The organism is Acinetobacter zhairuonensis (assembly GCF_022601715.1).
In the GTDB taxonomy this organism is placed as follows: Bacteria; Pseudomonadota; Gammaproteobacteria; order Pseudomonadales; family Moraxellaceae; genus Acinetobacter.
In genome coordinates, this window is the sequence record NZ_JAKVIM010000006.1 from 148,699 (window position 1) to 174,767 (window position 26,069).

At 36.1% G+C, this 26,069-nt stretch carries 24 protein-coding genes and 1 pseudogene; 14 read left to right on the plus strand and 11 right to left on the minus strand.

The annotated features are described in order from the left end of the window. Nucleotides 1-37: 37 nt before the first annotated feature. Nucleotides 38-1,369 carry a type II toxin-antitoxin system HipA family toxin gene (locus tag MKI85_RS06760; protein WP_241626214.1) on the plus strand — a complete coding sequence of 444 codons (1,332 nt, stop codon included), beginning with the start codon at nucleotides 38-40 and terminating at the stop codon, nucleotides 1,367-1,369. After that, nucleotides 1,354-1,677, plus strand: coding sequence for a helix-turn-helix domain-containing protein (locus tag MKI85_RS06765; RefSeq protein ID WP_413350968.1), 324 nt, complete (start codon nucleotides 1,354-1,356; stop codon nucleotides 1,675-1,677). The genes MKI85_RS06760 and MKI85_RS06765 overlap by 16 nt, the downstream gene beginning before the upstream one ends. An 820-nt stretch (nucleotides 1,678-2,497) precedes the next feature. On the opposite strand, the gene MKI85_RS06770 is transcribed toward MKI85_RS06765, so the two are convergent. Beyond that, a complete protein-coding gene (locus MKI85_RS06770) occupies nucleotides 2,498-3,646 on the minus strand; it encodes a DUF1624 domain-containing protein (protein WP_241626218.1) in 1,149 nt (382 codons plus the stop codon). Between the two features lie 76 nt (nucleotides 3,647-3,722). On the opposite strand from MKI85_RS06770, the gene MKI85_RS06775 reads away from it, so the two are divergent. Continuing rightward, nucleotides 3,723-5,861 (plus strand): TonB-dependent siderophore receptor, encoded by a 2,139-nt coding sequence (locus tag MKI85_RS06775; RefSeq protein WP_241626220.1) that lies wholly within the window; start codon nucleotides 3,723-3,725, stop codon nucleotides 5,859-5,861. A 131-nt stretch (nucleotides 5,862-5,992) separates the two neighbouring features. After that, nucleotides 5,993-6,127: pseudogene (locus tag MKI85_RS06780) on the plus strand (IS5/IS1182 family transposase); the annotation flags it as partial. Between the two features lie 59 nt (nucleotides 6,128-6,186). Here the strand turns inward: MKI85_RS06780 and MKI85_RS06785 are convergent. Then, nucleotides 6,187-6,576 carry a DoxX family protein gene (locus tag MKI85_RS06785; protein ID WP_241626223.1) on the minus strand — a complete coding sequence of 130 codons (390 nt, stop codon included), beginning with the start codon at nucleotides 6,574-6,576 and terminating at the stop codon, nucleotides 6,187-6,189. Nucleotides 6,577-7,083: 507 nt separating this feature from the next. Between MKI85_RS06785 and MKI85_RS06790 the strand changes: the two genes are divergently transcribed. Next, nucleotides 7,084-7,662, plus strand: coding sequence for an NAD(P)H-dependent oxidoreductase (locus tag MKI85_RS06790; protein WP_241626225.1), 579 nt, complete (start codon nucleotides 7,084-7,086; stop codon nucleotides 7,660-7,662). A 371-nt stretch (nucleotides 7,663-8,033) separates the two neighbouring features. Then, nucleotides 8,034-8,672, plus strand: coding sequence for a TetR/AcrR family transcriptional regulator (locus MKI85_RS06795; RefSeq protein WP_241626227.1), 639 nt, complete (start codon nucleotides 8,034-8,036; stop codon nucleotides 8,670-8,672). Between the two features lie 38 nt (nucleotides 8,673-8,710). On the opposite strand, the gene MKI85_RS06800 is transcribed toward MKI85_RS06795, so the two are convergent. Beyond that, nucleotides 8,711-9,508 (minus strand): AraC family transcriptional regulator, encoded by a 798-nt coding sequence (locus MKI85_RS06800; RefSeq protein ID WP_241626229.1) that lies wholly within the window; start codon nucleotides 9,506-9,508, stop codon nucleotides 8,711-8,713. Nucleotides 9,509-9,662: 154 nt separating this feature from the next. Between MKI85_RS06800 and MKI85_RS06805 the strand changes: the two genes are divergently transcribed. Both MKI85_RS06805 and MKI85_RS06810 read left to right on the plus strand, forming a co-directional pair. Then, nucleotides 9,663-10,769 carry an MFS transporter gene (locus MKI85_RS06805; RefSeq protein ID WP_241626230.1) on the plus strand — a complete coding sequence of 369 codons (1,107 nt, stop codon included), beginning with the start codon at nucleotides 9,663-9,665 and terminating at the stop codon, nucleotides 10,767-10,769. A gap of 190 nt (nucleotides 10,770-10,959) precedes the next feature. Then, the gene (locus MKI85_RS06810) at nucleotides 10,960-12,090 is read left to right on the plus strand and encodes an alkaline phosphatase family protein (RefSeq protein WP_241626232.1); all 1,131 of its coding nucleotides are present in this window, start codon (nucleotides 10,960-10,962) and stop codon (nucleotides 12,088-12,090) included. Between the two features lie 1,100 nt (nucleotides 12,091-13,190). Here the strand turns inward: MKI85_RS06810 and MKI85_RS06820 are convergent. Beyond that, nucleotides 13,191-13,733, minus strand: coding sequence for a cysteine hydrolase family protein (locus MKI85_RS06820; RefSeq protein WP_241626233.1), 543 nt, complete (start codon nucleotides 13,731-13,733; stop codon nucleotides 13,191-13,193). Nucleotides 13,734-14,054: 321 nt separating this feature from the next. Here MKI85_RS06820 and MKI85_RS06825 point away from each other — a divergent pair, with 321 nt between their 5' ends. Then, entirely contained in the window at nucleotides 14,055-14,492 is a 438-nt protein-coding gene (locus MKI85_RS06825) for a MarR family winged helix-turn-helix transcriptional regulator (RefSeq protein ID WP_241626235.1), read from the plus strand. Nucleotides 14,493-14,678: 186 nt separating this feature from the next. Here the strand turns inward: MKI85_RS06825 and MKI85_RS06830 are convergent, their stop codons facing one another. Then, nucleotides 14,679-15,470 carry a cyclase family protein gene (locus MKI85_RS06830; protein ID WP_241626237.1) on the minus strand — a complete coding sequence of 264 codons (792 nt, stop codon included), beginning with the start codon at nucleotides 15,468-15,470 and terminating at the stop codon, nucleotides 14,679-14,681. 224 nt (nucleotides 15,471-15,694) lie between these two features. Between MKI85_RS06830 and MKI85_RS06835 the strand changes: the two genes are divergently transcribed. The 5 genes from MKI85_RS06835 to MKI85_RS06855 all read left to right on the plus strand — a co-directional run bounded on the left by MKI85_RS06835 (nucleotide 15,695) and on the right by MKI85_RS06855 (nucleotide 20,385). Continuing rightward, nucleotides 15,695-16,624 (plus strand): VOC family protein, encoded by a 930-nt coding sequence (locus tag MKI85_RS06835; protein WP_241626239.1) that lies wholly within the window; start codon nucleotides 15,695-15,697, stop codon nucleotides 16,622-16,624. Then, nucleotides 16,621-16,983, plus strand: coding sequence for a Rieske (2Fe-2S) protein (locus tag MKI85_RS06840; protein WP_413350973.1), 363 nt, complete (start codon nucleotides 16,621-16,623; stop codon nucleotides 16,981-16,983). Before MKI85_RS06835 ends, MKI85_RS06840 begins: the two co-directional genes overlap by 4 nt. 41 nt (nucleotides 16,984-17,024) lie before the next feature. Continuing rightward, nucleotides 17,025-18,158, plus strand: coding sequence for an alpha/beta hydrolase family protein (locus tag MKI85_RS06845; protein ID WP_241626244.1), 1,134 nt, complete (start codon nucleotides 17,025-17,027; stop codon nucleotides 18,156-18,158). Nucleotides 18,159-18,168: 10 nt separating this feature from the next. Then, nucleotides 18,169-19,308, plus strand: coding sequence for an FAD-dependent monooxygenase (locus MKI85_RS06850; RefSeq protein WP_241626246.1), 1,140 nt, complete (start codon nucleotides 18,169-18,171; stop codon nucleotides 19,306-19,308). A gap of 99 nt (nucleotides 19,309-19,407) precedes the next feature. Next, entirely contained in the window at nucleotides 19,408-20,385 is a 978-nt protein-coding gene (locus tag MKI85_RS06855; protein ID WP_241626247.1) for a fumarylacetoacetate hydrolase family protein, read from the plus strand. A gap of 808 nt (nucleotides 20,386-21,193) precedes the next feature. On the opposite strand, the gene MKI85_RS06860 is transcribed toward MKI85_RS06855, so the two are convergent. The 6 genes from MKI85_RS06860 to MKI85_RS06885 form a co-directional block, all read right to left on the minus strand. Then, entirely contained in the window at nucleotides 21,194-22,375 is a 1,182-nt protein-coding gene (locus MKI85_RS06860) for an MFS transporter (protein ID WP_241626250.1), read from the minus strand. 101 nt (nucleotides 22,376-22,476) lie between these two features. Then, nucleotides 22,477-23,394: a SphA family protein gene (locus MKI85_RS06865; RefSeq protein WP_241626252.1), complete on the minus strand. Its 918-nt coding sequence runs from the start codon at nucleotides 23,392-23,394 to the stop codon at nucleotides 22,477-22,479. 329 nt (nucleotides 23,395-23,723) lie between these two features. Further along, complete coding sequence (locus MKI85_RS06870) at nucleotides 23,724-24,143, minus strand: nuclear transport factor 2 family protein (RefSeq protein ID WP_241626253.1); 420 nt, start codon at nucleotides 24,141-24,143, stop codon at nucleotides 23,724-23,726. Continuing rightward, nucleotides 24,140-24,841 carry an alpha/beta fold hydrolase gene (locus MKI85_RS06875; RefSeq protein WP_241626255.1) on the minus strand — a complete coding sequence of 234 codons (702 nt, stop codon included), beginning with the start codon at nucleotides 24,839-24,841 and terminating at the stop codon, nucleotides 24,140-24,142. The genes MKI85_RS06870 and MKI85_RS06875 overlap by 4 nt, the downstream gene beginning before the upstream one ends. A gap of 10 nt (nucleotides 24,842-24,851) precedes the next feature. Continuing rightward, on the minus strand, nucleotides 24,852-25,211 hold the full coding sequence (locus MKI85_RS06880) for a protocatechuate 3,4-dioxygenase (protein ID WP_241626257.1): 360 nt from the start codon (nucleotides 25,209-25,211) through the stop codon (nucleotides 24,852-24,854). A 15-nt stretch (nucleotides 25,212-25,226) separates the two neighbouring features. Beyond that, on the minus strand, nucleotides 25,227-26,063 hold the full coding sequence (locus MKI85_RS06885; RefSeq protein ID WP_241626259.1) for a gallate dioxygenase: 837 nt from the start codon (nucleotides 26,061-26,063) through the stop codon (nucleotides 25,227-25,229). Between the last annotated feature and the right edge of the window lie 6 nt (nucleotides 26,064-26,069).

Here is a 26,069-nt window from a genome sequence, read left to right on the forward strand (position 1 = left end):
ATGGTATTTTTGAGAAAATATTTGCTCATTAATATTTATGAAAAAATTAACGATTCAGGCTCTTCTCGATACAGAATGGCTAGATATAGCAGAACTCAAGATATTAGAGCCACATAAAGGGTCTGCAAGTGCGAGTGAGTTAGCCTACGAATTAGAATATGCCATTTCTTATCTAGATAAGAGAGATGAACATGCATGTAGCTTAGCACTTCCTGTTCAAATTCTTATTCAACATGAATCGAAAGTCTGGTTTAGTTTTTTAGATGATATTGTTCCGTCTGGTGCTGCTCGACGTTATTTAGTTCAATATTTAGGTCTGCAAAAACTTTCACCAGCAGAACAAGATTTTACTTTATTGGAAAAAGGCACAATTGCTCCTGTAGGGAATTTAAGAGTTAAGGAATCAGTTCCACCAATCAATTCAGAATCAACATTGCACTTACGCAAGTTCACTATTGATGATGTTACGGAACGGAATATTGATTTTCTCGAATACGCACAACAAATGGGTGCAATTAGTGGTGGTGCAACTGGTGCAGGTGGTGAGGCTCCAAAACTACTGATTCGCGTGTCAAAGGATCAGCAAGTTTGGATTGATACCTATCAAAATTCTTTTGATGAACCAGATCAGCATTATCTAGTTAAATTCCCTCGAAATAACCGTAGTGCAATAGACTGCGACATATTGAGAGCAGAATATCATTTTTATCATGCCCTGAATGAACTTGGATTTACAACAATTGAAACTTCTCAGATGAAGCTGATTGAAGGTCAGAAATACCCTTCGTTATGGCTACCAAGATTTGACGTAGAGTGGTGTAATCAACAATGGCATAGATTCGGGCTTGAGTCGGTTTACTCTGTATTGAATAAAACAACAGGGAGCCATTTGAATCATTTTGAAGTCATAGACGCGCTTTGTACCTTATTAAAATCGGTGGACAAAAACTTTGATTCTTCGCAGTTCGTTTGTGAGTGGTTACAAAGGGATCTACTGAATATCATTTTTGGTAACTCAGATAATCACGGTCGTAATACGTCATTCCTAAAAAAATCAGGACGAATATTTCTTGCTCCAATTTATGATTTTGCCCCGATGAAAGCCGATCCAGAAGTTGTGACAAGATCAACAACATGGGGAAGTCCGTATGAGGAAGGAGGGGAATACCGCTGGGAAGGTATTACACAAAATCTTGCACACTGGTGTGAACCACATATCTCTTTAAGTACATTGAAAACATTGGCGAGCAAACTTATTGGTCTCAAGCAGCAATTAATCAATAAAGGTGTTCCCCAAACGATTATAGATATGCCTGGTCTAGGATATGACTTCATTGAAGCCAAACTAAGTCGATGGGAGCTATTATGAAAAAGGAAAATCAACCACTAGACCGTCAACAATTGCTCATTGATTTATATACGCAATATTTATTCGGTAAAATTACCTTGGGGCAACTGCTGTGCCACTTGCGAAAAAATGTATTGGGGCTATCTCAAGAAAAATATGCAGCAATGGTCGGAATCAGTCGGCGTACGTTAACAGACATTGAACAGGACAAAGGTCAACTGACTCAGGTCGTGTTAGATAAGGTGTTTAAACCACTTGGCTTAAAAGCCGGTCTCGTACCGACACATGAGCATATCGTTCACAAGATTATTCAGCCATCTAGTGATTAAAAACTTGAAATTGAAGCTATTTTGATCATCTTATAAATACACGAACTTTGAAAACCGTCCGCTAGCAAAATCTCGAGAATGAGTATTCTAAAAGCAAACATTAATTTGTGGATTACAAGTGAATTTCGTATAAGGTATATCGAATTTTACTTAGATTTTCCTGAAGTCTAGCTCATGAATTATTATTTAAATAGATTGGGATTTTCAAAAAGTTATATATTGATATATAGGTAAATTTAAACAACAAAAGATCATGAACCTTATGCGTCTGACAGTTCGTTTAGCAGATGAACGAACTATTTTTAGGAGCAAGGTGGTTGATCTGTTTTTTTTACAAAATAGGTTAAAGAATGATCATATTTTAACTTTTTCTAGAGAACTCAATGCTTCCACTCGGAAATTATCCACAATTTCTGCGGATAAACCTTGGGATAAGTTTTGAGCAATGTTGTAAGCTCAGGCTGACATAAATTAGAGAACATTGCGTCTATGTCATCCCTGATATATTTCTTATGATCAGATCATAGAGAACAGGAAGTTCCAACACATAAAACAATAATCATAAGTGGCACCACCAGGATGTGAGGTACGACAGGAGTTATACCTAAATAGCGCATACGAAAAAGCCCAACTGGATGTTGGGCTTTTTTATTGCATGGATGATTCGGAATAATCCATATTATGTATGCTAATTTTATTAAAACTAAAATATGGTTTTAATGACAGCAGATATTTTTTAGCTCTAGATATGATGGTATTTCTATCTTCAAATGATGCTTATATCAAAACATGAAACAACCAGCCTCAATGGAATTTGATATTAAAAGTATTTGAGCCAAGTTATTTGCTTATTCTTGTGCTTAAACTTTGAGAACCACGCCACCAAAGGATAGAGCAACACAGTTAGCAGTAAAGTAATGAACCACAGTGCAGCTACTGAATTGACTGCAAAATAATTTCCGTCGGTAGTACCGATCAGAGCAATACAAATGACATAAAATAGCTTTAGTATAAATAGATGAAGCAAATAGAAAAACATCGGTACAGAACCAAACACAATCAGTGGCTTAAAGGCATTCCATTTAATCAAAATTTCAAATAACGCTAAAAAAATAAGTCCAAGTCCAACATTCCAAAGAATAAATAACAAAGAAGGCGGATACTTCGTCAGATTAAAAAAGCTCATAACAGTCATCATCCACGAATCATAAAAGCTCCACGGATGATCCCCATAGATATTGATTGACCGCAAAGCCAAAAATAAAACGATGCTAATAATACCCAGTGTAAGCAAATAACGCTGACGCTCTGCGGTACTAAATCGTGGTTCAAAGAAGTAACCTAATGCATAGCCCACAAAGATCACACCAAACCATGGCAGAACCGGATAGGATGTTCGTATTCTGAGTGTCTCAAATTCGATCCAACCACGTTCGTGCAGAACAAACCATATTTGTTCTAAGCCAGAGATGCCTCTGAAGGTGATTTGGTCAAGTAAGTTATGCCCAAATATAATGAGTAACCCAGCACCCAGTAGAATATTTCTTGGTAGCCCAACACATAAGGCCAAAACCAACATACTGATCCCGATAGCCCAGATCACCTGTAAATAAATGATATCTGGAGGAAATTTTGCAGTCCAAGCAAAGTTCACTAAAGTAAGTTCCAAAAGAATTAGAAACAGACCCCGTTTGAACAAGAAACTGCGAGTACTTGCGAGATTATTATTCTTCAATTGATACAAATATGCAGATAAGCCCGTTAACAAAACAAAAATTGGCGCGCAGATGTGGGCTAAGGCTCGGCTACCAAAAAGCGCAGGTTCTGTCTCCATAATGTTCATGGGGTCTGTGACTTGTTTATTGAGATAAAAAGTTTCTCGAACATGATCGAGTAACATGATCACAATCACCAAGCCGCGTAGCGCATCAATTGATTGCAATCGAGATAATATTTTAACTTCTGGCATGATCACTATAAAATTCATATATGTAATGTTATATTATTACAATAATTAAATTTTGTCTCTTCGATTGAGTCGTTTTATGCAACGCAAAAATTATTTCATTTCTTCTGTTTTGGGACTTTCTTTATTTCCAGGTTTAACATGGGGCGATGATAAATCGACGAATGTTCTTTCGACGATTACGCTGCAAGCAGTGGATGGTCAGGAAAGTGAAACTAAAACATCGGTGGCTACAAAATTCGCACATGATGCGGTGGATATTCCATTCAGTCGCAGTTTTTTGTCTGAAGAAATTTTGAAGCAACAGGACGTACAGCGGATTGATGAAGCCATTCAACTGGTTAATGGTGTATACGCACAGAATAATTATGGTGGCGGTTTTTGGGACAACTATTCGATTCGTGGTTTTACAACCGATCCTAATGTAAGTGCAACTATTATCCGTAATGGATTGAGCGTAAACCGTGGTTTAAGTGCACCACGTGACATGCTCAATATCGAATCCATGGATTTTCTAAAAGGTCCTGCCGCAGCTCTCTACGGTCGGGGTGAAATGGGAGGCTTACTCAACATCACTGCAAAAAAACCACAATGGGAACCCCAAGGAGAGGTCTATCTTAGAGCCAATACTGAAGAAAAATATCGTGGTAGTTTTGAATATACCGCACCAATTAATGATCAGGTTGCTTACAGATTTGCAGTTGCACATGAAGATAACCAAAGTTTCCGTGACTATGTCAACAGCGAACGTTGGTTCTTTTCACCTCAACTCAGTTGGAAAATTTCTGACCAGACTCAACTCAATTTTGACAGTGAAATTACCCGTCAAAAAGGATTATTTGACCGTGGCATCAGTGCCTACAAGGGACAGATCTTCATGGATCGTACAACCTACACAGGTGAACCTTCTGCAGATGAGAATGAAGTCAGCGACCAGTTTTATCAACTACATTTGGCACATGAGTTGGATGATGACTGGAAACTCAACAGTGCCATCAGTTACAAGCAGGGGAAAATTGCTGGAAGTTCAAATGAACCACGAAACTTTGAGGCTGATGGTGAAACTTTGAACCGTCAGCGTCGTCAGCGATATACCTACACTGCCGATCGATTGGCGCAGACTGAATTATTAGGAAAAGTGGACACGGCTTGGGCGAAACATGAAGTTTTAGTTAGTGCCGAACTCGGCACATTAGTTTTTGATCAGCGCCAGTTCCGCTGCGACAATGGACGTGCAGGATTTGTCAATGGTGGATACAGCAATCCAAGCCGATACTGTGTTAACCAGATCAATGTCAATCACCCGCAATATGGGACTTATCCCAAAGAGATGGGGCTATTCACCAACACACATGAAGTACAAGACTATATGGCTTTGAATCTACAAGACCATATGTTCTTGAATGATCAATGGAGTATTTTAATAGGTGGCCGTTTAGATCACGTTAAACAGAGTTTGGACAATTACGTCAATCGTATTTATTCGAATAAAACCTTCAATGAAATTTCACCCCGACTCGGCATCAATTATAAGGTGAACGATCACTTGTCATTTTATAGCAACTATGGCAAATCTTTTGCACTAAATACAGGAACTGACACGAGCGGTAATGTGTTTGCTCCAGAAAAAGGTGAAAGCTATGAAATGGGTTCCAAATACCAACCTACAGATAATAGCTTATTCAGTGTTGCAGTATTTCATATGAAAAAACGCAATGCTTTGACGACTGATCCAAATGATCCTAGTTATCAATATGCGGCAGGGGAAGCACGAAGCCAAGGTGTTGAGTTAAGCTTCAAGACCCAGATATTTTCAAAATTAGACCTATTGGCCAACTACACTTATACCGATGCAATCATTACCAAAGACACCAACATTGCAAAAGGTACACGCTTAAATAGTGTTCCGCGAAACAATGCTAATCTTAGCCTTGATTACACATTATTCGACAACGAACATCGCAAAGCAGGTATAGGGGGTAATCTGATTTATGTTGGGAAACGCAACGGCACTCAAAATGACCAAGGGAATCTGGAATTGCCAGGCTATAGCGTAGTGAATCTAAATGCCTATTACGAACCTAATAGCAAGTTTCGTTATCAGTTTAATCTCAACAACGTATTTGATAAAACTTATTATGTAGAGAGTTATAACGAAATGTGGATACAGCCAGGTGATCCAATAAATGCTTCTCTGTCTGTACAGTGGATGTTCTAACTTAGTTTTGATGCACGTAGTTCAGGCGAACATAGTCAGAACACCCATATTTTTCTTATCCTAGCCTTAAGCTAAGAAAAAAAAGTTTGATTCGTATTTGGAAGGAGTTTTGTTGCAGAGTATTTGGTTTCGACAAAATGCACTGCAACAAACTGTTAATCAATAAATTATAGGCAAAGTATTTTTCAATTCAGGTCAAGGAGATAGAAGTACGCATAGCCTTATTGAATAAATTTACTGAATTAGGCAAACCGCATCTCCAAGTCACACTTAAATTTTTCAATCCCTTTAAGACGACCTCCAGTTTGAGTTTACTTAAACATATCTACATTACGGACAGTGCAGCGGCTATCATTAATCCACCAATTAAAGAGATATGTTCTAATGCAATGTGAAATTCCGAGGTACGCTGAGGCTCATCAAATTTCCAGAATGCATGTCCTAACGGAATGGTTAGCAAGGTAAATATAATCAAAGCGCCTGCACCTATCCATCCAAAGCCATATGGATTAAGAATGATGAGCAATGAGCCCATAAGTTGGCAAAAAATTGTTGCTACTGCAAAAAATCTTGGATAAGGAAGCTGGACATCTTTCATTTCCTTTTCAATTTCTTGGAAATTAACGATTCCATAAATTCCTGCAATCCAAAAGAAAAATGTCAGAATAATTTTTGCAACAATTAAAAAGAGCGTACTTGATAGGATTTCAATCATTAGGACTCAATAAGGATGACAATAAGCAGACTCATGAGTATAGAAATCAATTACCATACTGTAAAGTCTTCTATATAAATTAGCTTATAAAACGATCAATACCTTTTTGAGAAACCATGTCAACAATATCACATAAAATCAATATATATCAGCAATTTAAATAGACATATATCCTGTTGAAAAAGCACAACTAGAACTCTCTAAATCATCTTGTTCTGTATTAAATATTTTATATACCTAAAGACAATCAAGATTAGAGGAATTTATAAATCCTATATTAAAATTTATATTTAAATTCAATCTATTCAAAACCTTAAATCACACAAAGATGATTAAAAACCGATCTATGTTGCTCTTTCATTATCTATTAACTATACTTATTAGTAGTCTAATTGTAGATTTTAAGCTAAATAGCTTGCTAATTAGACATATTTTACTGGTGGTATCAATTTAGTAATAACATTATTTATCAGCAACTTATGTTCTTTTTCTCCCAAAAGGTAATATATGAGTAACATTTTAATTGTTAATGGTGCTAAGGCTTTTGACTTTGCTAAAGGTGAACTAAATGAGCTTTATGTTAGTACAGCTCAGAAACTATTAAGTGATAGCGGTCATAAGGTAACAGTCACACATGCTGATAGTAATTACGATGTTGAATCAGAAATTCAAAAAATTCTTGATAGTGACATTTTAATCTATCAAATGCCTGGTTGGTGGATGGGTGAGCCTTGGACTGTCAAAAAATGGATGGATGATGTATTTACAATAGGTCACGGTAGGCTTTATGCAAGTGATGGTCGTACTAGATCTGATGAATCACGCAAATATGGTTCAGGTGGTTTACTGCACGATAAAAAGTACATGTTATCTCTTACTTGGAATGCACCATTAGAGGCTTTTACTGACCCTGAGCAGTTTTTTGAAGGGTATGGGGTTGATGGCGTTTATCTCCATTTTCATAAAGCTAATCAATTTTTAGGCATGAAACCCCTTGCAACATTTATAACGAATGATGTCGTTAAAAATCCAAAAGTAAGTGAAGAGATAAAGCGTTTTGAAAAACATCTTTTAAATGAAGTTTAATTCTAAATTTTAAGCTCCATTATTGGCGCAATAAAATACTAAGTAATTAATCATTCATTTAAACTTAAAATGAAAGGTTATTTTCTCTTGAAATAAGGTTTGGATGTAGGGATTGTTTCGAATAAATTTCTTTCCCTTGTCCCTTCCTTAAAAGAGAAAAATCTATCCTGAGTTCAATATTATTGAAAACAGTCCTCTATTTGAAACCTTATTCCTTACCATTTATAGTTTAAAATTATCTAGATTATTTCTTTTTATTTCAATTTTTTAACGCTAAAATTTAAGACTTCACTAGTCAATTCGTATGCATCATAGTGACTATTTATCTTTAAGTTATATTGAGCATTATTCATGGTTATATCGGTAGCTTAATGGAAATTAAAAAAACTCGTGGTCCAGGTCGACCAAAAGACTCATCAAGAAAACTGGCTATTCTTGTATCGGCACGTAAGCTTTTTCTTGAGTATGGACTGGATGTGACAATTGATACAATTGCATTAAACGCTGGTGTTGCTAAATCTACTGTTTACTCACATTTCTCGGATAAAGAGAGTCTTTTAGAAGCAGTCATTAGACATGAATCAGACCTCACAATTAGCGACGAACAATTTAAGCAAAGTCTTAGTATGCCTTTAAATTTGGTACTTAAATCTTTTGGTTTGCGTTATGTCCGCTTTATTAATAATAGAGAGATTTTGGGTTGGGATCGTCTTATTGCTGCTGCGGCAGTAAAATCCCCTCAGTTGCCTGAACGTTTTTTTGCTGCTGGCCCTGGTAGAGGGCAATACATGCTTATAGCACTCCTTTCTCAAGCAATAGCGAAAGGTGAAATTAAAAGATGTGAGCCACATATCGCCGCAGATTATCTGACAGGCTTATGGCTGGGTTTCACCAGTTTAGAAATTAAACTGGGGGTTAGATCCATTCTTTCTGATGATGAAATTGAAACAAGAGTGGAACAAGGAATTGATATCTTTATGTCGTATTATGGTCCTGTAAAGGATGAATAAATATTTCATTTAGATAATCGTTTAAGCAATTGTCTTTATTAAGTATTGAGTGAAGAAAAGTACTTAGTCGGGGATTTCCCCAATGCTTTTTTAAACATGGTTATAAATGCATTAACTGAATCATATCCTAAATTTCCTGCTACATTTTGAACCGATTGTCCTTCTGCTAATTGGGTTAAAGCAATCATAAGATAGAGCTGTTGTCTCCATTTTCCAAAACTTAAACCAGTTGAATTCTCAATTAATCTCGCTAAGGAGCGTTCACTGGTGGAAAGCTCTTCAGACCATTGTTTAAGCGTGTTTCGATTACTTGGGTCAGAAATAAGCGCATCTGATATATGCCGAATCTTAGGATGATTGGTCATTGGTAAGTGTAATTCCTTAACTGGAGCATCAGATAGTTGCTCAAGTAATACAGCAGCAAGTCGTGCTGTCGGTCCGTCCGCAGGATAGGATGGATCTTGTTGTGCTAAATATATAATTAATTCCCGAATTAATGGGGAAATTGCGATTGTGCAACACTCCATAGGCATTCTTGCAGCGTCTGGTTCAATGAATAAAAAATATATCTGAGCATTTTCAGTCACTTTAAAACAATGATTTGTTCCACTCGGTATCCAAACAGCATGTTGAGGGGGTACTAGCCATAAAGCATTTGGAACTTCACAAGTCACTGCACCATGAACAGATAGGATTAATTGACCTTTTCTATGATTGTGCTGACGTGGTGCTATTTTTTTTAGGTTTGGGGCAAGTTGAAGCGCTATTGTAGATTGTTCGAAGTGATCAGAATCAAAATCATTTATAGAGCTTACGAATATTCGTTGATTTGGCATGATATAGGTATATTCTGTCCATTTATCTATATTTCACCATAATTCTATGCCATAAAATTGCTTTTTTGGTATTTTATTTGGATTTATGAATAGGTCGACTACTAAGTATGATTATCAAGCCATACTACTTTGTATAGGGATATTACTTATTGCTTTGAACTTACGTTTACCTTTTACGGGAATAGCACCAGTTTTATCATGGATCAAAAGTGAATTTAATTTAAGTACTACTGCGATTGGCTTTTTAACCTCATTGCCGCTTATTGCTTTTGCAGTTTTTTCTCCAATTAGTGCATCTATAGCGAATAAATTTGGAATAGAGAGAACTCTTTTTAGTGCTCTTATTATTATCGCATTAGGAATTTTAATTCGGTCAGGACAATATTCATGGATGCTATATGCTGGCACATTATTTATAGGTATTGGAATTTCCTTTGGAAACGTATTGCTACCTAGTCTAATCAAGCGAAGCTTTTCTAAAAGTGCCGCATCTTTAACAGGGGCATATTCTATTACTATGGGACTTGGTGGAGCGATAGCATCTACGATTGTAATTCCATTAACCCAACTTTGGGGATGGCATATTGCTCTGTCTATATTTGTGATAGCACCGCTACTTGCTGGAATATTCTGGATTCCTCAATTAAAGAATCATGAAAGTTTAAAGGTCGCAACGAATGCCTCTCAGTCTAGTAGTAGTGTTTGGAAATCTCCCTTAGCATGGCAAGTAACTTTATTCATGGGTTTTAACGCAATGCCTTTTTATATTGCGGTAGGTTGGTTGCCAACGATTTTAATGAGTAAAGGTTTATCTGCTGCTGAGGCTGGATCATTACATGGAGTTTTGCAACTTGCTACAGCTATTCCTGGTCTGATTTTAGCTGCGAGTCTACGCCGTATGAAAGATCAAAGATTAGCAGCAGTTATTGTGAGTCTATTTTCAGCTATTTCATTTGTCGGTCTGGTTTATGCACCTAAATTTGCCTTTATTTGGTCTATGTTACTAGGCTTTGGCTGTGGGGCAAGTATGATGCTAGGGTTAACTTTTATTGTGTTACGCACAAAATCGACCCAAGATGCGGCAGTACTTTCTGGTATGGCTCAATGTTTAGGATATTTACTTGCAGCCGTAGGTCCTATGCTATTAGGTAAACTATTTGATATGTTCGGAGATTGGTCAATTCCCTTATTAGTGACATCAGTTATTGCTGTACTTGGTGCTTATACTGGTATGTTAGCTGGCAGAAATAAATATATTTAAACTGATATTTAACGTCTTGCGGAATTGCAAGACGTAGTATTTACTAATGACACCCAACAACAAGGACGTTGGGAAAATCTTAATCTATATGTTGGATAGATATTATATTATTTTTTAAGAGATTAAATGACTTAACTAAATTTATGAATTCATTTAGATTAAATAAAAATGAGTAACAGGAAGAAATTTTATGAGAACAAAAAACATTGGATTGGCAAATGTTATTAATTCAGTAGCATTTCAATTGAATAAATCTAAGTTTGAATCTACTCCCATTGAACTTCCAGAAGCTAAACATTACTTTTTATGTTTAATCGACGGGCTATCTGATAATTTATTTTTTGAGAATAAATCTGACTTAAGCTTTCTTAAAACTTTTAATGACCATAAAACAATTGCATCAGGTTTTCCTTCTACTACAGCAACTTGTCTAACATCATTGGCAACAGGTTTAGATCCAATTGAACATGGCATAGTTGGATCTGCTTTTTACAATAATCACAAATATTTTAGTCCGCTTAGATGGAGCTATCTATGTGCACAAGATTCAAGTATTCAGCTCTTAGAATCGGATATTAGGATTCCGAAAGGTATTTGGAGTGACATGCATAATGACGGAATAAAAATAAACGCATTTTTACCCTTTGAGATAGCAGATTCTGAATTTACTAAACAGGTATTTTCAGATGCTGAAATTTATAGTTATGAGAATGATACACTCTTAGTGAATCAATTAAGCCAATCCAGAGGAACTGCCGAGAGGAGTTTTTCATATATATATTTCGGAAATCTAGACTATGTGGGACATTTGTATGGGGCAGGCTCAAAAGAGTGGAAAGATGAACTTATTTTACTAGAATCTATTGTTGAAAAGATTCGTAAGGTTATTCCGAATGATGCTGTTTTGATAGTTACAGCTGATCATGGAATGATAAATATAGATCGTAATAATATGATTGATTTTAATAAAATAACAGAGCTTAAAAAGGAAACACACCTCCTTTGTGGTGATATTCGTGCTCGGCATATATATTTAAAACCTGAATATGCAAAAGATATTAATTTAATTAAATGGCACAGTTATTTAGGCGAAAACTTTAATATTTATAGCAAACAAAATGCGATTGATAACCAAATGTTTGGTACACAAAAAAACTCATCTTTTAATCATAGACTAGGTGATTTAATTGTTGTGAGTAAAAATCAATATGGATTAGTGGATTCTAACTCTTTATATGATCAATATCAGACAAGCTGGATCGGTCATCACGGCGCTATTTCTGATGATGAACAAAGAATCCCTCTCCTGATATGGGGGTAATTATTTCAAATATTCGGCGTGTCGGATTAAACAGCCTAGTTTCGTTATGCGACATATCGACGAGGACAAAAGGAAAGGGCAAATATCCCTTTTTTCTTTAAAATATTATTATTCATCTTTCCCAAGATCTTCACTTCAGTCTCTTAAGGCTTCTTTCGCTTTGAGGTCTTTTTAATTTTAGTTATAAGCCATTGAATTAAAATACTTTATAATATTAATAACTCTTATAGACGACGGATTTCATTAACGTTTCTTTCATACCTTAAATTCCCTTGCTCCTTATTTTGTACACTTTATTCATGCTGTAAATTCCTGCAACTAAATAACTGGTAACTTTTTTTCGATAGAGCTACTGAGCTCATCCTAGATGGGCTACCGTGCGTTTGAATCTGAAATAGTTTTACTCCACATCGAAACCGTGATGGGGGAATGGGGTTACAGATCTGCTCTCGTTTCTGAGTACCACAAAATTCTAAAAAATACTCTAACAACATGCATGAAATGGGGGAGAGTTTTTGAGTAACTTCAGCAATAAGATGCTGGTAAAATTTAAGTTTTATATAACAACATAAGATATTTTGGACTTATTGGTTTTATTATCTATCTTTATTAGATGTTTTAGTTTGTTTCGAAATTATTATAAGGTTGCTTTAGATGATTAATTTTATTGTTCTTTGGATAGTATAAAAAAATTAGATCATCATATCTATCTTATGAGATAGCGACGGATTTCGGTATAACGAATATTATGTTACTTAAGGTACTCAGCATCATGAATACAATTTTTCATGTTCATGATGCTGATCTGTAACAGCAACTGCATTGTGTAGGCTACAACAGTCTTGGATATCATATTTAACTTATGTTTACCTGAAATCTGGCTTATAAATTATTTTTTAAAGTTTATTTATACCTTTCAATTATATATGCCAAAATATGAGTTAATTTTAATAATCTAGATTCATGAACCTAATGAGCCTAAAAACAAGAGTTATACCTAAACAGCGCATACGAAAAAGCCCAACATGATGTTGGGCTTTTTTGATGTCTGAATAATTTCGGATCATTCATATTATATTAATTTTAGAAAATCTTAATCTTTAGCCAATATAATCTTCAGTTGATATCACTTGAGCATAAGCAAATTCAAAAGCGGCCATCAATGTTGCATGGACATGGCTAGCAGGTACCTTGACGCCATTAAATTCTAAGTCGAGCGTTGTACAAACATCATGAATAACTTTAACTTTATAGCCAAAATCCGAAGCAGCACGAACAGCAGCGTCCACACACATATGGCTCATGGAACCAATCACAACTAACTCAGTCACTTCATTGGTATCTAAAATTTCTTTGAGATTCGTATTTAAGAAAGCATTGATTTGATTTTTAATGACCACATTTTCATCAGTTTGTGGCTTAACTGTATCCTGAAATTCAATACCATTCGAATTAGGCACAAATATAGGAGATTCCGCATTAGCAATATGCTGGACATGAATCACTTGAGTACCCTCTTGACGGGCCTTAGCAATCACTTTTCCTGCGTTCTCAGCAGCTTGTTCAATACCTGCCAAAGGTAATTTACCTGTAGGTAGATATTCATTTTGTAAGTCGATAACTAATAAAGCTGATTTTGACATGTTTTTTCCTTAGGTCTCTTTGGTATTACTTATAGTAGTGTGATCGACTTTCAAGCAACGTTCGACCAACATTTCCTGAAGTTGACAGTATTAAACTTAGCATTAGTAGTTATTTGCAACAAAACAAAATTCACAACCACTTAGGGTTAAAAATTACTTTAATTTGATAAAGCATACTTCTGCTCGCTTTGTCCGCGCAGTTGTTATCTTATAATGATTTTAATATCAACGATCAAAGGTACATTTAACTACTCAGTTAAATATACCTTTATTTATTGATCATGTATAATTTATCCCTTATTTATGCAAATATTCTAATCAATGCAAAAAATTATTATTGACCGTCATGCGACAGCCCAAATCAATATGCTCGCCAATAAGCTCATGTTGAAATCGAGCACTGCTTATACACAAAATTTTGGCATTGGCATGATGGAATGGCGCGTAATAGCAGTCTTATCAGGTAATCCGAACAGCTCTTTGCAAATTGTCAGCGACCTCTTAGGTCTAGATAAAGCTGCGGTGAGCCGCACTGTGAAAAAGTTGGAAGAAAAGAAATATATTAGTGTAGATGGTGATAACACGGATAAACGCGCTTATGTCTTAAATCTAACTGAATCTGGAAAACAACTTTATGAAGTTGCAGCAGACTTTGCAATTGCAAGAGAACAGCTACTCCTTGAAGAGCTTGATGAAGCAGAAAAAAATCAACTCTTTCATCTTCTTAAAAAACTCCGTAATAAAGTTGATCAGATGTAAAAAAAACCTTATAGAAATAAACTTCTATAAGGTTTTTTTATTTATTGAGCTAGACCTATAGTTTCTTGATCGAAATATTTGAAACAACTAGATTCCCAGAAATAAATAAGAATAAGTAAATACTGGAACTAAAAGAGAGATATAGAAACCATTTACTTATAAATGGTTTCTATAAATAATTTTGGACTACAGAATTGCGACTGCGCGAACAAAGCCAGCAGAGGCATGTTTAATTTTATAAGGAAAGCAGGAAACCATAAAACCAAAGGCTGGTAAACTTTCTAAGTTAGACAATTTTTCCATTTGCCCATAGCCAATATCACGACCAGCTTTATGCCCTTCCCATATAATGGAAGCATCTTTAGATTCCATAAAGCGTTGCCGCGTAAAACTAAATGGTGCATCCCAGCTCCAAGCATCCGTACCCACAACACGTACTCCTTGCTCTAACATCCAAAGTGTAGCTTCACGTCCAATTCCACATCCTGTATCTAAATATTCAGGTTCCCCAAATTTTGCACCCGCAGCAGTATTCACTAAAACGATATCAAGTGGATTTAAAGTATATCCGATCCGATCTAATTCATTCTGAATATCCTTAGCCGTTGCTACATAACCATCTTCAAAGTGACGAAAATCAAGTTTAATACCAGGACGTAAACACCAATCTAAAGGTAATTCATCAATACCATATGATGGTTTTCCTCCATCAGTGGTTGAACTGTAATGCCAAGGAGCATCCATATGAGTGCCGCTGTGCGTCGTGATTTTCAGAAATTCACCAGCCCAGGCTTCTTGTCCAGGTATATCCGCAATATCCAGTCCTGGAAAGTTTGCAATCATTTCATCTATACCTTCTTTATGATCAAAATAATCAATCTGAGGTAGTAACGGTGGGGGATCCGTATAAGGGTTATTCTGTAAAGATACAGAAAGATCAATAAACTTTAGATTTTTAATAAGATTTTGTATTTCCATCGGTTGCTATCCATGTCAAAAGGGTGAGTTAAACTATTTAATGGTTATGCCAATAATTGGTATTTCATCTTAAAATAAATTAGATATTGTTGATATGTCAACTTAATAAATTTATTATTCCAGATATAGTTGACACATCAACAATGTGTGCTATAAAAAATAGACCGATAGACTTCAGGTGAGTGACCTGTTTAGTTAATTTGTAAAATATATAAGGAAATGAAATGAATATATTAGGCTTGGAAAGTCTTATTTTTGGCGTAACGGATTTAGAAGCTTGTCATCAATATCTTTTGGATTACGGTTTAATTCGAGTCGAAAAGAATGCATCAGGTGGAGTATATGAAGCACTCGATGGCAGTACTATCGTATTCAAACTTGATACGGATCCATCATTACCAGCACCAAATGCACCATCGCCAAATATACGTGAAACTGTATATGGAGTTCCAGATCAAGAAGAACTAGAAAAGATTACTGCTGAACTATCTAAAGATCGTGTTGTGAGTATCGATGAAGAAGGCACCGTGCATTCAATTGATGACAGCGGATTTGCAATTGGTTTTCGTATTACACGACGTCGTAAGATTATTGCCCCTCATGTCGGTATTAATGCTCCAGGACAAGCACCAGGGCGTGCTTTAAACGAACTTGGCGTACTAGATAAAGATCATCCTCGTACTCCACGCTCGTTATCTCATGTGGTTTATTTTGTGCCAGATCATAATAAAGCTGAAGCATTTTATGCAGATCGTTTAGGCTTTAGAACTACAGATCGATTTATTAACCTAGGGCCATTTATGCGTCCCGCTGGTTCTCAAGAACATCATTCACTATTTCTAGTACAAAGTTTTAACCCGCATATGGTTGGTCTTAACCATTTTACGTTTCATTTTGGTAGTGGGTACGAAGTCTTTAGAAATGGATGGGATTTTGCCCAAAAAGGCTATAAAAGCTTTTGGGGTCCGGGTCGCCATATTATGGGAAGTAATTTCTTCTGGTATTTCAACAGCCCATTCGGCGGAACGATCGAATTTGATGCAGATATGGATATCCATGATGACACTTGGCAGCCACGTGCTTTGCCAACATCTGCTGACACATCACAAGTATTCTTATTTGAACATGTGAAAAAGTGGTCACCTGGAGCATGAGATTGAGTGATAAGACTTTTATTGCTTACGTCGCAGAATTATCAGAAAAACAAGCTAAAGGAATTTCTTTTGATAATCGAAATGATCAGATCTTTGTGACTTACCACCAGAAGCAGGTTCGTGTTTGGCTTAATGATTGTCCACATCACCACCGTCCGCTTGAGTTTAAAAAAGATCAATTTCTTGCGACTAGTGGCTCTCACATTGTGTGCTATGCCCATTCGGCCCATTTTGACAAGTTAGACGGGCACTGCTTTGCAGGTCCTTGTCAAGGACAGTATCTAACCAGAATCGAACATTTTGTGCTCGATGGTGCGATTTATATTGAAAATAATTTATTAATTGATTTTAGAGGTTAACCTGAATGTTTATTTATTTTCCTAAAAATTATATTTGGAGTATGTCGACTATCATTGCTGCAACGCATGGTGGAAGTATTGGTGAGATTGATGTCTTTTGTCGTCCATTGTTAGAAAAATCTTCAACCGATGCAGATATTGGTACAGTTGAATTTCTTCATGCATGGCGTGAAGGTGCGGATAAATTAGTTCGGATGGCTGAAAATGATGTTGCTAAAAAACGTCATATTTCAGCTGGCGAAAAATATCATCGTGCAGGATTATATTATTTAATTGCTGAGCGTATGCAAGAGCAGGGTAGCCCTGAACGCATGGATGCCTATAAACGGTATTTAGATATTTTTGAGAAATCACGACAATATAAAAACGATGGTTCAAAACGTGTAGAAATTCCTTATCAGGATACGCATATTAGTGCGATTTACGCTCGTGGGCGTGGTCTGGCTGAGGGTGAGAAGGAAGCAATTGTGGTCATGATGAATGGCTTAGACTCGACCAAAGAATTAATGATTTGTAACCCCTTAGTCAACAATTTACTGGATCGTGGTATTTCAATACTCGCTGTAGATCAACCAGGAACAGGTGAGGCAATTCGTTTTCAAAATATGCCCGCTGTTTATAATTCAGAAATTTGGGCATCAAAAATTGTCGATTGGTTAGTTGAACAACCCAATATTGATCATAACAGAATAGCAGCATTCGGTATTTCATTAGGTGGATACTACTGCCCACGTGCAGTTGCTTTTGAACCACGTTTTTGCTGTGCTGCGATTTGGGGAGCGAATCATGACTGGCGTGCGGTACAACAAGCACGTTTGAAGCGAGAAGGTGAAAATCCAGTGCCACATTACTGGAAACATGTTGAATGGGTTTTTGGGGCCAAAAATTCAGAAGAGTTTTTTGAAATCGCAGAAAACATGCATCTCAATGGCATCTTGGATCGGATCAAAGTCCCTTTCCTAGTAACACATGGTGAAAAAGATCGTCAAATTCCCCTTAAATATGCGTATGAAACGTATGAGCAGCTTACTAATTCAATAGATAAAGAACTCTTAGTCATAACAGATGAAATGGGGGGCGTTGAACATAGCTCAGTTGATAATCCATTAAATTCAGGTGCCTATGTCGCAGATTGGCTTGCGGAACATTTAAACGGTACAACTAGTCATATATAAGGAAAATAAAATGAAAGGGATTTTGAAAATTGCAATTATTGGTGGTGGTATTGGTGGAATGTGTGCTGCCATCCAATTAAGCAAACAAGGCTATCAGGTCGATTTGATTGAGCAGCGTGATACCCTCAAGCCATTAGGTGCGGGTATTTCTTTAAGTGCAGCAACATTACGTGCGCTTAAGGAAATAGGGGTCATTGATCAGGTTTTAGAGATTGCAGGAAGTTTTAGCTTAATTGAATTACGGACTGCAGAAGGGCATAAGATTATGCAAGCACCTGTATTGCCTGCAATTGGTGCTGAAGATTTAAAGAATCATAATGCTGGAATTTTAAGGACAAAACTTGCCAGCATCTTAGAAACCCGATTACGTGAATTAGGTGTAAATGTCATTGTATCCAATACAGTTGAAAAATTTCAAAATCACAAAGATGGAGTGGATATTCAGTTAACAGGGGAAAATCATTGGCGACATTACGATATCGTGGTGGGCGCAGATGGTATTCATTCTAAGGTGCGTAAAAATATTTATCCTGATTATAAAGGCTTAAAATTTACTCATCAGGGGTCTTGGCGAATTGTGATCCCGCGCTATTTCGAACATCTTACAATGTATGTAGGTAAAACACTCAAAGCTGGAATGACACCTATCAGTAAAGAAGAGAGTTATTTGTTCGTTTTGGATCATCATGAGCAAGATGAAGCAATTCCTCAAAATGAATGGCCTCAACGATTAGCAAAACTACTTGCTGAATTTGGTGATCCGTTAACTCGAATAAAACAAAAAATCGATGAAGGAGAAATTGAAGAAAAAGATATTATTTATCGACCTTTATACACTCACCTCATTGAAACGCCTTGGTATAAAGATCGTGTCGTATTATTAGGTGATGCTGTACACAGTACTACGCCGCATCTAGCGTCTGGAGCAGGATTGGCAATTGAAGGAGGCATTATTTTGGCGGAGGAACTTGCGCGAGCTGACTCTATAGAAGATGCATTTAAACAATATCAAGCCCGACATTTTGACCGAGCAAATTTGGTTATTTCAAGCTCCACCCGTCTTGGAGAAATTGAGATATCTCAAGGCTCTCCTGAAGAACATCGGAATATCATGATCCAAACGATGCAACGTTTACGTGAGCGAATTTAAGTTAACTGTGAAATAGATAATTAATAAATTCGAACTGAATATACACATAAAAAGTCAACTTAAAGGAAAAGTTGACTTATTTATAAAAGGATATTGTTGATGAAATTTGCATCATTACCGAATGCTACTCGCGATGGCGAAGTTGTTTTCGTTTCGAGAGATTTAAGCCGTGCACAAAAAATCTCCTCATATAGCAGCTTAATCCAATTACTTGAAAACTGGGATCAAATCGAACATCAATTAAAAGCAGCCTATGAAATTTTCAATGATGATATCAGTGCTGGTTTTCCATTCGATCCTACACATGCCCTTGCTCCCTTACCACGATGTTATCAGTTTGTAGATGGCTCAGCATTTTTAAATCACGGTAAGATTATGAAAGCGGCTTACAAAGTCGAAAATGAGGAGCCTGAAGGTGTCCCAATTCTGATTCAACGTCAAAGTGATGATTTTAGACCTGCCTATGCAGATTACGAATTTATTAAAGCTGAAGATCAATGTGACTTTGAAGGCGAGTTTGCTGTGGTTGTTTCTGATACAGCTATGGGAAGTTCAAAAGCTGAGATCAGTAAAAATATCAAATTAATTATGCTTATGAATGATGTAAGTATGCGTAATTTACTAAAACGTGAAATAAAAATGGGATTTGGCTTTATTCAGGCTAAAACTGCAACAATATTTGCGCCAGTTGCAGTCACACCAGATGAGTTAGGCAACGCATGGGAAAATGACAAAGTACAGCTGGATCTAAATGTATATCGTAATTCTGAATTATTTGGTCATCCCAATGGGGCTGAAATGAATTATTCATTTAGTGAATTAATCACACATTTAAGTTATAACCGTAATTTAAAGGCTGGCACAATTATAGGATCTGGTACTGTATCGAACATCGATGCCAAAACAGTTGGATCAGCCTGTTTGGCTGAAGGACTTGCACTTGAAATACTTGAAACAGGGCAAGCAAAAAGTACATTTATTCAGTCAGGTGAAGTGATTGAAATGAAAGTTTATGATGTTGATAATCAACCTGTTTTTGGAGAAATTAAAACTCGTTTCCTTACAAAAATTAATTAAATATTTTTTAAATTAAACAATATTGAGTCAGCTTTCCGTTTGATTATGACGAGTTATTTGCTCATACGCATTCGAAAGCTGAACTTTTCCAAATCATCTTATTCTATATATCCCTCGCTTATAAATTCTCGAAACTGCATCACAAATTTAAATATACCAATTCTTGGAAAAATATCATTTAAATACATAACCTCAGCAAAAAATCCAATAATTTTGTGCATTACAATTTGATCACTTCAGCTGCCTCTTAAATTTTCAGATTTCTTTTACAGATAACTTATCTTAATGATTAGATTGTTTTCTAGAAAAAATATTGTCTTGTTTTTCTATGAAATTTTAATTAATTTCTGCTTGAATTCGAAGCTTTATTGTTAATTTACAATTGATTCAATATATATTTAGCATTATAAAATTACATAAGCAGTTTAATTTATTTTTCTTTAAATTACATATTTTTCAGTAATACATTTTTGAAATGGTGTCACATGAAGTACTATTTTTAAAATATTACTTAGGTTTGTCTACTGGTAATTTAATATTAAAAATTAGGTTTATTTAATTTTAATCATCAATCAGATTTATCAATCCACAAGAAAACTTCAGTGATCATTAATATAAAATAATTTTTCTGAATTAATATAGATATTGATTACCAAGATAAATATCAAAAATATATTCCCCAATAGGGATGGGATTAATTATTTTACTTAATATGCGCCAGATAGCATTATATATTTTAATGAATGTTATTTATGCAAATAAAAAACCGCCCTAAGGCGGATCTTTAATACAATTTTAATATTATATATTATGTTGATTTCAATGAACTGGTTGATGATTTATTGGGATGATAAATCTGAAAGCTTGCACGTCTAAATAACATAAATTGGATTCCAGCCAATATTATTGCAGCATAACCGAGTGCAGGAAAACCATAAAACTTAACAATACTTCCTCCTAAAATAGGGCCAATCGCAGTACCAAACATTAACATCGCTGGTGTTGCGGCAGCTGCACGACCAGTGGGATCAAGTTGAGCAAGTAAACCAAAAATAAAGGTATGTGAGAAAATAAGTACCATGATCATCACAGAACCGAAAATGACATACAGTAAATAATTTGAACTTTGCGCAATAAACATTACGCTAATAGCTTGTAAAATAGGAGCAATGCAGATAACGGAAGTAGGCTTGATACGATATTGTAAAACGGTTGCCAAAGGAGCGGGAAAGAGTGCCATGATGCCATAAATAATTAGAGCCATACCTACTGCTTTTTGACCGAATCCTTCTGCTATTCCAATCCGTTCATAGAAACTGAAGGTCATTGATTGAATAATTGTTAAACACACAACACCTGCGATCACAAGCCAGACGGTTGATGAAAGTTTGGTTTTAGGCAGCAATGCAGAGGATTGAGTGACTTGAAAAGCATCTTTTTCTTTTTTAGGGAACAAAAATAAGGTTATTGCACTCGCAACAAACATAATGCTGCCTAAAAATAAAAACAGATATCGACCGCCCCAATGTTGGATGATAGGTAGAGCACCAATCATGAATAATAGACCGAAAATACCAATTGCAATACCAGCAATGCCAAAAATTCGGTGTGGGTTTTGACTACGTCCCATCGTGCCATGGGCTAAACTTAAAGACATTCCTACAGCAAAACCACCAAAAAAATGGAGAATGGCCAAGCTTCCAAAGGTGTCCGTTTGTGTGCACCCCAAAAAGCATAGACCTGCTATGAAAAAGCCTATATATACCCACTTATGCGGTCTGAGTAGATTAAATTTAGCAGAAAATATAACACTCGAAATCGTCACGGCGATTAGGAACATTGTGACTAACAATCCAGACTGTTGTGAATCAAACATGTAAACCGTCATGAGTACACTGATCCAGATAGGCAGTGCAATAGCATCGAGCATGCCAGCACAATGACTTACAGTTAAGGCAAATATACTTTTTTTAGAATTAATCTGATTCATACTTGATCTTTCCTTAGCGTATTGAATTTTAGAGTGATCAAACTTGATCCAGTTTTCTTGCAAAAACTGGAATGAAAGTGAAAGTTGGGACTGGGTTAGAATTAGAATTTAACTGCTACAGACAACATAAAAGTGTCACTTTCTGAACGATTACGGCTATAAATTTCTTTCATCCAATTTGCACTCACTAAAGGACCTTTGCCATTCATGAACTGATGCTGAATGGCTGGACCTACTGCAAAAGCTTCAGATTTTGAATTCGCAATAGTGTTTCCATCTTGTTCATCATCTTCGAATTGGGTGTAATAGAAACCCGTAATACCATATCGCCAATTATTTCTTTTTAGATTAATAACATAGTCTAAAGTTAACTCATTCCCTGTACGGTAGTTTGAATCTTCATTTTCCCAGTTGAAGTTAAACATTGGGCTTAAGCCAATTTCGATACCGGATTGAGTTTGATATTTTGCTGCAAATCGTGGAGCCAAAGAGTAATAGTGCGCGGCGACATTCGCTTTGTGACTTTTTGAGTACGAGCCAATAGGAACAACAAGGCCTCCTCCCGCTACAAACTTCCATTGCTTACGATCGCCTTTATTCCATTGCAGGATTAGGGGCTCGATTAATACGTCAGCTAATCCACTATCAGCAATCTCGATATTTGTATAGGGAGTGTAGATCGTATTATCTAAATCTACATAAGTACCAATCATCTCTGACGCGACAATATCAGCTCCCAGTAATTTTTTATCCCATACGGTCATTAATCGTAGGGTTTGGGCTTTAACTGTCAAATCTATGTCAGCTTTTTTGTCACCGTTTTGGTCTATAGCACTCTCTGCCGTTGTATAGCTAGATGAAAACTGCGCATAGTTTCCTGACATAGGTGGAAAATCCGCAATAAAAAATTGAGTAACACCACCAGGAATAGTTGGGTTACCATTTGGAGCTGCTTTCCCTACAGTCGTAAATAACGTAGCCATACCTACAAGGGCGATACTTGTATATTTGATCATCATTTCTGTTTCCTTTGTTCAATCACACCTATTCCTTAGGTGGAAAATTTTTTTAAATCTGAATTTTTTGCTATGGATCCATTTGCTTGCATTTTGATCAAATAATGCATAATGGTTAATTTAATTTGATTATGTTGATGTGTCAACTATATTTTTAATTTTATATCTGTGAATAGTTTTTATTTTTAAAATAAAAATTTAAATAAAAAAAGGATTAGTATTAAATTAATCCTTTTAAAAAATATTATCATAAATTAATTAACCTTAATAAATATTCAATATTATTAAAGTATCAAATTTTTATTCACTTAACATTATTTTGACTATTATGATTATGACGTAAAGTGATGTTTAAAATTTAAGAATCCGCGGCGTTCATTAAAATACCATCGCCCTTGATTTAGAATAACTTTATCATTAAAACCACCAACTACAATCATATCGAGTTCTTTATTTTCACGGCCGCTATATAACACAATTTGACTATGTGAAATGATTAAATCAGGCGACTGTTGGTCGAGTAAAATATTACCGACAACATGTTGAGTTTTCTTTTGTGGACGATTGATAAATGAATCTAAAATATCAGTTTTCCCCAAGATAATCTGGTCAGGCTGACTAGGCCGCGTATAGCTTGCATTTTCAGTAAAGAGTTGAATGAGTTCTTCATACTGTTTTTGATCATTTAAATAAGCAAAATATCGAATTAAATGCTCAATTTGAGCCTGAATATGTGGTTCGGGATTGTTCATGAATATTTTTTCAACCATTCTTTTAGACTTTGATTCACTTGTTCTGCTGCTTCTATTGGTGACATATGGCCACTTTGTTCATAAATGTTTAATTGTGCAGTAGGGTTCAATTCAAGCATGGCTTGATGTTGTGAAAGTGTACTCCATTGATCTTCACGACCAACGCCCAAGTATAAAGGGACATTAATTTGAGCAAAAAGTTCTTTTACTTCTGGTCGATGAAGCAGGGCATAAATTTGAGCCTGAAAACTATTTAGCGTCTGAGAAAGCACCATATTTTCCATAGGTTCAAAGATCTCTGTAACGCGTATATTTTGAGGATGCATCATGGGTTCAAGCCAATGAGGAATAAGATATTTTATTCCGTTTGTACGTACAGCTTCGATTAATGCAATGCGTTTTTCTGCTTCACCTGGCATTGTCCCATGAATACCAAAATCTAGCAGTGCAAGTTGAGATATCTGTTGCGGAGCCAGTCTATAAACTTCCAAAGCAACTCTTGCCCCCATAGAGTGGCCAATTACGGTACATGATGAGTCTATGAGCTTTATGACTTTTTGAGCCATGTCTTGAAAGTTATCAAGATCACGGAAATCGACAGCACAAACTTCATATTTAGAAGAAAAGAAATCAAGCTGTTTGGACCATATCGTTGCGTCACACAACAATCCTGATAGAAATATCAGTTTAGGTTTCATGTTATTTGCCTTATTTTAGGTCTGGAACCAGACGAGTTTTTAAAAAATCCTCTAAAGATTCACCACGCATAATGGCATAGACCTCCATATTGCTTTTTTTTAGGACGCGCGCATATTTTTCCAGTACAAAAAAGTTGACACCATGTCGTACTAACCCTAACCAATCTTGATTTAAAATTAATTGCTTTTCATGAGCGGTTAGCCCAGCTTCGGTCATAACTAGATCTGGATTATTTATAAAACGTTCTCTCCATTCTTGCTTGGTCATATTCCAAAAAAAAGTATTAATTTTCAATCGATTGTTACTTGTGATTAGATCAAAGACATAAGTGCCTTCAATGTTTTCTATTCCTTGAAGTTGTGGATTCATGTTGCATTCCTTAGCTTATTTAACTTCATAAAGTACCGCTGTCATGGCAGTCGTTGTTGCCAGATAATAGTTGAGGTGCTTTTGTTCAATATGATCCCCAAGTGCGCCTCTCATTGCCAGCCACATAATTTGTTCTACACTTTCGGCACCACCGCGCTCGATATAATCTTTATGAGTCAGTTGAGTAAGCGCTAGAGGATCATGTTGTAATAGTTGTAAAAATTCGTGATCCCATTCTGTATTATTAAAACCAGTACGCTCTCCATGAATTTGATGAGATAAACCGCCTGTACCCACTACAGCAACATTCAAATCTTCTGGATAACTCTCAATCGCTTTGCGAATGGCTTGTCCTAGTTTGTAACAGCGTAAACCAGTGGGTAATGGATATTGCAAAACGTTGATTGCAATAGGAACGATCACTCCAGGCCAATCTGGTACAGGTGACCAAAGCAGTGGAAGAGGGGCAGCACAGCCATGATCGAGCGGTTTGTTTTGAAAAATCGTTAAATCAAATTCGTCATTGACCAGACTTTCGGCAATGTGAGCCTGTAATTTAACGTTCCCACGTATGTCAGGAAGGTTACGCGCGCCTCCACCTTCATCCGCAACAGGAAAAGACTCACCCACACCCAATGCAAACGTAGGGTAAAAATCAAAAAAGAAAGTCGAACAATGATCATTATAAAAAAAGACGAGCGCATCAATTTTTTTATCAATTAACCACTGTGCAATCGGTTTATAACCATCAAATAATGGTTTCCAGGCGGGATCAGTTTGTTTGCCTTTGTCATAAGCCAAACCAATCGTTGGAACATGTGAACTTCCGATTCCACAAATTATTTTTGCCACGTTATT